The sequence below is a fragment of the Flavobacterium sp. W22_SRS_FP1 genome, assembly GCF_052113685.1.
GTDB lineage: Bacteria > Bacteroidota > Bacteroidia > Flavobacteriales > Flavobacteriaceae > Flavobacterium.
In genome coordinates this window covers 74,235-83,293 of the sequence record NZ_JBGQOE010000016.1, presented here as the reverse complement: position 1 = coordinate 83,293, position 9,059 = coordinate 74,235, and the positions used below count along the sequence as shown (strand labels likewise).

6 protein-coding genes are annotated in these 9,059 nt (G+C 34.4%); all 6 read right to left on the bottom strand.

The features are described 5' to 3' along the window. Positions 1-41: 41 nt before the first annotated feature. The 6 genes from ACEN2H_RS10600 to ACEN2H_RS10575 all read right to left on the bottom strand — a co-directional run bounded on the left by ACEN2H_RS10600 (position 42) and on the right by ACEN2H_RS10575 (position 8,968). Positions 42-440 carry a nuclear transport factor 2 family protein gene (locus ACEN2H_RS10600; protein WP_441732314.1) on the bottom strand — a complete coding sequence of 133 codons (399 nt, stop codon included), beginning with the start codon at positions 438-440 and terminating at the stop codon, positions 42-44. A gap of 347 nt (positions 441-787) precedes the next feature. Then, positions 788-1,855 (bottom strand): alkene reductase, encoded by a 1,068-nt coding sequence (locus ACEN2H_RS10595; RefSeq protein ID WP_441732316.1) that lies wholly within the window; start codon positions 1,853-1,855, stop codon positions 788-790. Between the two features lie 285 nt (positions 1,856-2,140). After that, positions 2,141-2,668, bottom strand: a complete 528-nt coding sequence (locus ACEN2H_RS10590; protein WP_441732313.1) for a hypothetical protein — start codon at positions 2,666-2,668, stop codon at positions 2,141-2,143. 4 nt (positions 2,669-2,672) lie between these two features. Continuing rightward, positions 2,673-3,353, bottom strand: coding sequence for a peptidoglycan DD-metalloendopeptidase family protein (locus ACEN2H_RS10585; protein WP_441732312.1), 681 nt, complete (start codon positions 3,351-3,353; stop codon positions 2,673-2,675). A gap of 272 nt (positions 3,354-3,625) precedes the next feature. Then, on the bottom strand, positions 3,626-6,034 hold the full coding sequence (locus ACEN2H_RS10580; RefSeq protein WP_441732311.1) for an alpha-ketoacid dehydrogenase subunit alpha/beta: 2,409 nt from the start codon (positions 6,032-6,034) through the stop codon (positions 3,626-3,628). Positions 6,035-6,220: 186 nt separating this feature from the next. Continuing rightward, positions 6,221-8,968: an aminopeptidase gene (locus ACEN2H_RS10575; RefSeq protein WP_441732315.1), complete on the bottom strand. Its 2,748-nt coding sequence runs from the start codon at positions 8,966-8,968 to the stop codon at positions 6,221-6,223. Positions 8,969-9,059 lie beyond the last annotated feature (91 nt).

Genomic DNA, 9,059 nt, shown 5'->3' with positions numbered 1-9,059 from the left:
GAATTTTCGTTTTTCCATCGTACAAAATTATAGTTTTTGATTTATAATTGTGTCCGATTATTTAAGGGGTCAATACACTTGGACCATTTCCATATGTCAAAATCATCTGTATGTTTTATAATTAACCCATCTTTAAAATGGAAACGTGTATTGATGATATTAACGACTTTTTTATTGGTTTTGCCAAAGCTGTAGGGTGCTGTATATCTGGCTGAACCGACATATTCGTCTGCTTTTATATCTGAGACATCTATTTTTAATTCCGCTTTGTAGTTATCAATTAGCATTTTCCACATTTGTGAAACGGTGTCTCCTTTTATCAATCCAAAAATAGGATCACGGAAAGTAATATTCGCATGGTAGCATTCAGTCATCGTGGAAGTGTCAGCTTTAGCGAAAGCAGAATAGAATTTGACAATAGTTTTTTCGTTTGCAGTCATATTTAAATTCAATAAATAGATGAACAACTTTTTTTAAGTTAAAAACAAATTTTTTCAACCGAAAAATATTAAAACAAGAGAAAAATACTAATTAGTAATCTTTATTAAATTACATTAATAGATACTTTAAGCCATTTTTATTTTCCTCCCGAATTAATTGTACTAATACGAATTGAATAATAACTCAGTACTGGAAGCTATCGGTGCAACTTTACCTGCTAGTCATTACTTGATTTATGTGCAGCCTAAAAATAGTCTTGTTGAACTTGTTGTTTGACAACATCTCATTGTAGCAGCAGAATGAAGATTCGAATTGGTATACTTATCTCTAATAAATTAGCTGAAAATTACGGCTTGTAAAGAGGGTAATCGATGTACCCATTTTCGTCAGCTGTGTAGAATAAATCTGTATTCAATTCCTGTGATAAAGACCAGTTGTTTTTGAAGCGTTCAACAAGATCAGGATTATTGATATAGGGTCTTCCGAATGCCACTAAATCAGTAAGCCCTTCTTCAAGTACTCTTTCAGCAGTTTTTTTGTCGTGACCGCCACAGTGAATGATTGTATTTTTAAAATTTTTCCGAATCTGTTTTTTGATATCTAAGGGCACTGGCGGTGCCCCCATAGCAGAATGATCCACAAGATGTATGTACGCTATATCGAGAGCATTTAGTTCTTTTGACAAATAATCATAAGTCTCGTCTATTTCTGGATAGTGTGGCATATCGCTCGCCACTCCATAGGGAGATAACCGGATAGCGGTTTTATCCTTGCCAATGGCTTCAGCTACTGCCTTGGTCACTTCAATTACAAAACGGCATCGATTTTCGATACTTCCGCCATAATTATCGTCACGGATATTACTTATGGGCGAAAGGAATTCTTCTAGTAAATAACCATTGGCGGAATGGAGTTCAACGCCATTAAAACCTGCAAATAGTGCGTTTTCTGCAGCACATATAAATTCAGTTTTCGCATGAATTATGTCCTGTTGAGTCATTTCATTTGGTACTTCAAAGTCTTGAAATTCTTTGTAGTCAGTCCACATTTGTCCGGCTGCTTTTATTGCTGAGGGTGCAAGTATCTTTGATCCTAGTGGCATATTAAGCGAATGGCTTATTCTTCCAGAGTGCATTAATTGAACAAATATTTTTCCTCCATTTTTATGTACTGCTTCTGTGATTTTTTTCCATGCTTGAACCTGCTTTTCACTAAATATACCCGGAATTCTGGCATATCCCAATCCATTAGCTGATGGTGACGTTCCTTCTGTTATAATTAACCCAGCGCTTGAACGTTGTTTATAATACTCAAGCATAGCTTCGTTCGGAATATTTTTTATTGCTCTACACCTTGTCATTGGCGCCATAACAATCCGGTTTCTTAATTCGGTAGAGCCAATTTTTACAGGAATTAATAATTGATTTTTTTTCTTGTGATTTAGACTTAAGTTGTTGTTATAAAGTCAATTATATATTTCCACTAACAGACAGCTAATGATGTATTTTTAAACTTATAGATTCTGTTCGATGATCGAGTGTTTTTTAGAATAGTGTAAGTCGTAATATAAAATGCATCATTAGAGTTATTCATTAATACAGCATCCTAGTTAACTATAATTTTTTTTAAAAAGTAAACTCATAAGTAGATTAACCCTTTTTGAAACTACAGAAGCCTACGATTAAGGCTTAATTTATGATTATTCGTTATCATAAACATCAACCCAGTCTAATGTTCTTAATGAGGAAATTTTATTTTCATCATTCATGAATACACGAAGTTCCTTATTAGCTACTTTTTTGGTATATAAAGCTTTATATCTGAAAACGGTGGTTTGATCGACATTGTTTATAAATATCTCAACTAATTCAAGGTCTTTAAAAGTGCCATACCATTGTCTGTAATTAGCACATGTTTTAGACAGTCTATCCTCGGTAATATTGTTAATTACAGATGCTGTAGCTTCACTTTCATTATAGGGTCTGAATTTAGAAGTGTTACAGGTCATCAACATTCTTTTTCCTAATTCGTAGGCCTTTTCCTTAAGGTTCAAGTTAACTCCTGAAAGAGCAATCTTTTCTATTTTAGGTTCTCCAGGCTTTATAGGTTCTTCTATCTCTAATGGCTTTAAAACCTCGATCGTCTCTACTTTTGTTATTGGTTTTGCTTTTTTTGCTTTACATCCAGCAAGGATAATCAAGCACAGTATAAATATTATTTTCTTCATTTTTTTAAGCTGTTATTTTTAATAATAGGTTTGGATCCGGGCAATTTTCTAGATAAAAAGGCAACTCTTTTTTACTGCAGACACCAGGATAGTCACCAAACTTATCCGCTATGTTTTTTATGATCTGAAAATGTAAATGCGGTGCATAATCACCATTAATGGCTGCGTCGCCCAAAATAGCAAATGCTTGTCCTTTTTTGAAAACAGTTCCTATTGCGATGTTATCTAAACTATCTAACGATAAATGCCCATATAATGTATAAAAAATCTGATTTTCAAGCTGGTGCTCTAATATGATAGTGGGACCATAATCCCCAAAACCCGTGTTAAAATTATAGCTATGAACCTTTCCGTCAAGCGCCGCTAATACTGTAGTTCCTGCTTTTATCCATAAGTCTAAACCGAGATGTATATTCCGCTCTTCGGTTTTTTCATTCTTGAAAACGCTACTGCGTTGATAAAGGTTTCTTTCTTCATTGTATCCTCCAAAAGCTACAAGAGCTTGATTTAAAGTTAAATGACGCTCAATATATTCTTCGAAACTTACTGCGCTTTTAATATCGATTTTTGATAATTCATGGTTGACCGGAGATAAGTCGATATGAACATAGTTTTTATAATCGATCGAGCTATCTATTACTTTAACGCCGTGTGTGTTTTTTAGTATTGCTTCTAAAATAGTCATAGTTCTTTTTTTATAATCGCAAAATAAAGTTATAAAGCCAGCATAAAAAATTTATGCTGGCTTTATAACTTTTATTTAAGATGAATAGTGTTATTTCTTGATTTCAATCGATGCATCACTTCCAGCAAAAATAATATTAGTTTCATTTAATTCTTTTTTATTGCTAAACTCAGTAGCGTCTTTTTCAACACTTATTGAGATATTGCTTTTATCTATGTAAAAAAGAATCCCATCCTTTTTTAAGAATGGGATATTTTTTTAGTTAAACAGATTTAATATAAACTGGGATATTTTGAAGGATTAACCTCATTCATCATCGTATATACTTTTTCAAAGATATCTTCAATGGAAGGTTTTGAGAAGTAATCTCCATCTGTTCCATAAGAAGGTCTGTGCGCTTTTGCTGTTAAAGTCTGTGGTTTGCTGTCCAAATGATTATAGCCGCCTTGTTGTTCAATTATCTGTTGTAAAATATAAGCAGATGCTCCACCAGGAACATCTTCATCAATTACTAAAAGGCGATTGGTCTTTATTATGCTCTTTACAAGATCATGATTGATATCAAATGGAAGTAATGATTGTATGTCAATCACTTCACAGTCAATTCCTACTTGCTGAAGCTCTTGAGCTGCTTGTTCTACTAATCGTAAAGTGGAACCATACGAAACTAAAGTGATGTCAGTTCCTTCTTTCATCGTTTCAACAACTCCAATTGGGGTTTTGAATTCACCATAATTCAGAGGCATCTTTTCTTTTAAACGATAGCCGTTTAAGCACTCTATTACTAATGCTGGTTCATCACATTCTAACAGGGAATTGTAAAAACCTGCCGCTTTAGTCATATTTCTTGGAACTAATACGTGAATACCTCTTACGGCATTAATTATCATTCCCATAGGAGATCCAGAATGCCAGATGCCTTCTAATCTATGTCCTCTTGTTCTTATGATTAGAGGTGCTTTTTGTCTGCCCCCCGTTCTGTATTGTAAGGTTGCCAAATCATCGCTGATGATTTGAATGGCATACAATAAATAATCCAAGTATTGGATTTCGGCAATTGGGCGTAAGCCTCTTAATGCCATTCCAATTCCTTGTCCTATAATTGTTGCTTCTCTGATACCTACATCGGCAACTCGGAGCTCACCGTATTTCTCCTGCATACCCTCTAAACCTTGGTTTACATCTCCAATGTTTCCTGAATCTTCACCAAAAATAAGTGCTTCTGGATATTTTGTAAAAATGGCATCAAAATTATCCCTTAAGATCATTCTACCATCCGTATCTTCTTTAGCACTATTTGTATACTTAGGTAATACTTGGTTTACGGTATTTACGTTCATATCAGAATGCGAATACAAATGACTGCTGAATCTTTCTTGACCATTCTTCGTGTAAGACGTAATCCAATTCGACAATTCCGCTTTCCCGCTTTCATTTAATACAAGACGCAAGGTTTTACGTGCCGCTACCAAGATCTCTTTTCTTAATGGATCTTTGATATGATTTAAAGTAGCAGAAATTTTCGTGATGCTCTCTTTGTTGTTACTTGAAGAAGCTACTTTTTCCAATAAAGTAACAAGCTCCTTCTGTTCGGCAACAATGGGATCGATAAATTGGCGCCATGCTGCTTTTTTAGCTTCAAGAACTTCTTTTTTAGCATTTGAATCAATTTCAGCAAGTTCCTCAGAAGATGCAATGTCAATTGCAACCATCCATAACTTCATTTGTCTTATACAATCGTAATCCTTTTCCCAGGCAAGACGATCGGCATCTTTATATCTTTCGTGTGAGCCTGAACTTGAATGGCCTTGTGGCTGGGTCAGTTCGTCAACATGTATAAGTACTGGAACGTGTTTTTCACGAGCGATACCAGATGCTTTTTCATAGGTGGCTATCAACTCCGAATAATCCCAACCTTTTACTTTAAGTATTTCAATACCATTGGTATTTGTTTCCTTTTGGTATCCCTTTAAGATTTCAGAAATATTCTCTTTAGTGGTTTGATGTTTTGCATGGACTGAGATACCATAATCGTCGTCCCAAACACTTATTATCAATGGCACTTGTAAAACACCAGCTGCATTTATAGTTTCAAAAAACAAACCTTCTGAAGTACTGGCATTTCCGATGGTTCCCCAAGCTACTTCATTTCCATCAACTGAAAAATTGGACTTTTTGGTTATTCCGGAAACCTTTCTATATATTTTGGAAGCTTGTGCAAGTCCCAGTAATCTGGGCATTTGTCCAGCTGTAGGAGAAATGTCGGCGCTAGAATTTTTCTGTTTGGTCAAGTCTTTCCATGAACCGTCTTCGTTCAAACTGTGGGTGGCAAAATGACCTCCCATTTGTCTACCGGCGGACATAGGTTCTTGTTCGATATTTGTATTTCCATACAATCCAGCAAAAAACTGTTGTACTGTCAATTGACCTATCGCCATCATAAATGTTTGATCGCGATAATAACCAGAACGAAAGTCCCCGTTTTTGAAAGATTTTGCCATTGCTAATTGTGGAACTTCTTTTCCGTCTCCGAAAATTCCAAACTTAGCCTTACCGGTCAACACTTCCCGACGTCCCAATAGACTGCATTCCCTGCTTGTTATAGCAATCTTGTAGTCGCTTAAGACTTCTGTTTTAAAATCTTCGAATGTTAATGTCGTATTGGTTTTTTCTTTTATCATAGTTGAAAAGTATAACTTAGGTTCGCAAATTTAATTAAAAACTAGCGATTTTCATAATTCATTGAAATAAATATAATTAAATTATTGATAATTAAACATCCCTTAATATATTTATTTTTAAACAATTACTCATTAATCAGTTATTAATTTACATATAATTCAATATACGACTAGTAACAGTCGTAATTAAAACCACTTTCGTTTAAATAAATTGATTAATATTTTAGGCGATAAGGTAATCACAAATCGTATTTTCTGGTTGTAATTTTTCTGACTTAGTTCCCAGCCGTTAGAGGAATATACAGGAAGGTATAATTCAAAATAGTCAGGCACTAAATTCAGACGGATACCACTGTCATACAAAAAGCGTGCGCTCTGACGTTTGTTTTTTATAAGACCTACGTCTCCATATACTTCTACCCAATTCCAGATGTTGTACCCCCCATTCAAGGTAGTAATCCAATGGTTGGCATATGGGTTTTCTAACTTCGATTTAAAACCACCTTCGGCCACAATCAATTGCTGGCTAAAGAAACCAGTGCTTTCGGAGCGCCCATAATATCCATAGTCAAAAAGATAATCGGTAGGCCGGTCTAAAGCGAAACTAAAAAAATCAGAATTGGTATTATTGTATAAAAAACTACCTGCATATAAGCGTAGATTTACTTGTCGATTGTTTTCAAAAAGTTTTCTATACTCAAATTCTGCCGCCACTTTTCCGAATTTCTCCGAAAATTGAACATCAGCCATAAAACTTAAATGATTTGTAATTTCCGTGTTAGTATTGAAGTATTTCGCATTGAAAACTGAATAATTTTGTGCGAAATTCTCTATTATAATTTCACTCTTTTCCCTGTTTACCAATACTTGACGCAAGAGAATTAATTGGCTCCGATTATTCCTGAAGTCATTTTCACGAATTCGAAACTGAACCATGGGGTTAATCTTTAGATAGGTTGCATCTGGAGCATAATGAAAATAATTACCCGAAAGCGAATATTTGACATTATACATGCTGCTATTTCTATAATTTTGATTAAAAACCAACACTGCAGAACCAGAAAACGTTTTTGCTTTTGTGGAATAAGAGGGGTTCATATCAAAAATAAAAGGTTTGTCTAGTAGTGTTTTGCTATGCAGTCTTAAGCCTGGCGAAAGTCCATCGTACAAATTATAAGTTAGAGTGGGGACATAGAGTATTTGATTGTAATAAGGATCCTCAAGGTCCTTCATAAAAGCAAACTTTATAGGACGATTGTTTGGAAAAAAGCCTTTTAAGGATTTCCAATTATTTCTTAAATTATATTCAGGAACTTCATTTTTATAGTTTAACACAATTTTGTCGGCATCTTTTCTTTCCAAAGTGAATACGCTGTCTTGTACTGTTGTGTCTAACCATTTTTTAAATACGATTTCACCATTTTTTATCCCATAAACAGGCATTGACACTACTGTCTTTGTTCTGTTTTTAAGGGAAAAAGAAACGCTGTCTTTCGTTTTAGAAACCTCGTCAAATTTGTAATCGATGATGTCTCTTGAATTTATAATGGTACTGAAAAACCAGTTGATGTCTTTATTTGTATTTGATTTTAAGATGGATTCAAAATTCATACTGGCAAGCTGGTTTTCTTTATTTTTTGAGTAAAATTGGCGAATACTGTTGGTTACTACTTTTCCTCCAAGATAATCGTTCAAATACCTTAAGCTTAATCCTGCCCTGTATTTACTTGCAATTTGTTCATTAAACTTAATAAGAGAGTTTTTAGGGGTTCCAAGAGGCTGGTCTAAATTCTTTCTAGCCATTAACATATAAAAATAGCTGTATTGCTCGTTGAAATCCAAGTTTGTTAAATTATAACTTTTTAATAATTTGAAAGAGGCGGCATTGCCTAACATTTTAGTGTTTGGATGATTTTCTTCAATATACTTCATCATTGCATAGACTTGAATTCCGTCATATATCCAAGCATCTTTTCTTTGGTCTAATCGCAAGCTATTTTTCAGGAAGCTGCTTAAGTACGTTTTTAAGAACTTAATTTCATAGGTGAATTCATCCGAAAAAGGACTGATAAACGAAGGTAGTTGATTCAATCCATAAAAAGGGTTACGTTCATAATCAGCCTGAGAAATCACAATTTTATCAAATGGGTACTCTCCAATTAAATCATTTACAAAATGGACGATACAATCAATTGCCAGCGCTTGTTGTGCAACACTGATTCTTTCATCTTTCAAATTAGTGATTACTTCAAGAGGTTTATTATCAAAACTGTAAAAACTGGATTTGGGTTCTATAGATAGACTGAAATCAGATCTATTTTTTCCGGATAAGCTGTAAATTGTATAATCTTCTTTTTTTATAGAACCCAGGATATTTAAATCAGTGGTCACTTCTAGGCCTTTTGGTAGTTTTAAGTCTATGTCAAAATCAGAAACTCCGTTGGCGATATCATCGAGGTTCTCATTGTTGTATTTTATAAAAGCATGGTTTTCATATCGGGCAGGAGTGAGGTACCAGGTCTTTAAGTTCATTTCGCCGTTATCGTCGTAGCCATATTTTGTAAACTTGTCGCTGGGTACCTTAACAATGTAAGTCAGGTGTAACTTTATTTTCTGATTAGGAGCTAGTCTATCTCTTAAATTAACAGTGATAATATCCGGGTTTTCCTCATTTCTTTCCCAAGAAAGGAACAGTTTATCATCGTCTATAATGGTCAGGTTTGTAGTGCTGCCAAATTCTTTTTGGGCTGCCAGATGGAAACCGCGATAAAACTCATCAGAAAATCTTTGTGCCATCGGTGAATTGACATTCGAATAGGCGTTGTTCCAATCATTCAAAACTATTGAACTCAAGAAGTCCTCTGAATCGTTAAAAAAAGTGATTTCCTGCTGAATATTCAGGGTTTTGGTTTCAGAATTCACTTCAACGATCATTTGGGAATGATGTTGGGCGAATTGCTTTACTGATATCAATAAAAACAGAATATAAACCGCAAATTTATAAAATGGTTTCAAATGTGGATTA